The following is a 2,053-nucleotide window of genomic DNA, read 5'->3' as shown; positions in this document are numbered from 1 at the left end:
TATTATAGGAGTTATATTATCTTTCTATTTAACTTTTGTCAACTTAATTTTCGTAACGGTTTACAATTATAAATTCAATTATTTCTCTTTATGCAAATACTCAAGTTCTTTTCGAAGTGCCTGTTTTAAAAACTTTCCAACAGATGTTTTCGGTATTTCTTCCATAAATACAATATCATCTGGTAACCACCACTTCGCAAACTGCGGTTTTAAAAACTCATATATCTCTTCTTTTGTAACCGTACTATTTTTCTTTTGAACAACGCAGGCAACTGGACGCTCTTGCCACTGGGGATGAGGAACTGCAACGACAGCCGCTTCAAATATAGCGTCATGTGCCATTAGAGCATTTTCAAGGTCAACGGAGGAAATCCATTCCCCACCGCTTTTAATAACATCCTTCGTACGATCAACAATTTTGACGCAACCTTCCTCATCGACTGTAACGACATCGCCAGTATATAACCATCCATCACGGAACCCTTCCACCGTACGCTCATCGTTATAATAGCTTGCAGCGATCCATGGCGCTCGTAAACATAGTTCTCCCATCTCCGTACCATCCCACTTCACTTCACCATTTGTACCGACTACTTTCATCTCTACACCAGGGACAAGATATCCTTGCTTCGATCTTATCTCAAGTTGTTCTTCATACGCCAAATCTGTTTCATAGCTTTTTAGACGTGCAAGCGTTACGAGTGGACTCGTTTCAGTCATGCCATATGCATGTACGAAAGGAACATTATATTTTTGCTCAAACGCTTTAATAACGCTTTTCGGTGCAGCTGCGCCTCCGCATAGTAATCTCGTTATACTAGATAAATCATAACTATTATTTTCTAACTCTTGTAAAACACCAAGCCAAATTGTCGGCACACCCGCAGCTATCGTTACTTTTTCAGTTTGAATCATTTCTAATAAAATTTTCGGAGTAAACATCGGTCCCGGAAGAACTTGTTTTGACCCAAACCAAGTAGCTGCAAAAGGAAGTCCCCAAGCGTTCACATGAAACATTGGCACAATAGCCATTGCTGCATCACTTTCCGATAAAGCTGTCGTATCCGCTAATCCAAGTGCCATACAGTGCAACACTGTACTACGATGTGTATAAACAACACCTTTTGGATTCCCTGTAGTCGCTGACGTATAACACATACCAGCAGGTGTATTTTCATCAATATCTTTAACAAATTGGAAATTTGGGTCGCCGTCTTCTAAAAGTTTCTCATAATGATATACAGGCTGAAGGGTAGTTTTTGGGAGCTCCTCTTTATCAGTCATAATAATATATGCTTGTACAGTCGATAATTCAGACTGGATATTCTCAATGAGTGGTACAAGATCTTCATCAATAAGTAAAATACGATCTTCTGCATGTTGAATAATGTATGAAATATGTTGAGGAGATAAACGAATATTAATTGTGTGTAATACGGAAGCAATACCTGGAATAGCAAAATATGCTTCTACATGTCGATGATGATTCCACGCTAACGTTCCTATGCGCTCGCCTTCTTTAATTCCAAGCTTTTTTAACGCACTGGAAAGTCTTCTTGTCCTTTCCCCTAGCTGCTTATACGTTAATGTCGTAACTGTATCATGTGTCCGTGAAATGATTTCTTTCTTTGGGAATAGTTTTTCTGCCCTTTCCATCATAGAACTAATTGTTAGAGGTACATTCATCATCATATTGTTTACATCCTCCCTTTAAAGCGTTTTCATTTCGTTCATTATAACAGACTTCTACAAATAATTACGACATTTTCTGTATTTTCTGAATTATTTCTTTGGAAATAATTCTACTAAATAAGAACCATGTTTGAAATACACACGATACAAAACATGGTTCTCTCCAATTTAAAAACTATCTACCTTTTTTCTTACTTTCTTTTTTAACTTAAAAATGAAACGATTACTGTACTCTTCATTTTCAACTAAAAGTTTATACGTTTCTAACACTCCTAAAACACGAACGAAAAGATAGAAACCTATAGCAATAAGAACAACACAGTAAGGATAATACTGCACGAGCTCTCCTGAAGTGATATGC

At 37.2% G+C, this 2,053-nt stretch carries 1 protein-coding gene and 1 pseudogene; both read right to left on the bottom strand.

What is annotated here, in order from left to right; all coding sequences use genetic code 11:
- Window positions 1–78: 78 nt before the first annotated feature.
- Window positions 79–1,692, bottom strand: a complete 1,614-nt coding sequence (locus AC1DTM_RS23965) for a long-chain fatty acid--CoA ligase (RefSeq protein ID WP_088099415.1) — start codon at window positions 1,690–1,692, stop codon at window positions 79–81.
- 168 nt (window positions 1,693–1,860) lie between these two features.
- A pseudogene (locus tag AC1DTM_RS23960) lies at window positions 1,861–2,053 on the bottom strand (helix-turn-helix domain-containing protein); the annotation flags it as partial.

The sequence above is a fragment of the Bacillus sp. P4_D3 genome, from assembly GCF_056401855.1.
The sequence above is the reverse complement of the archived record's forward strand: the minus strand, read 5'-3'. Positions and strand labels throughout refer to the sequence as shown.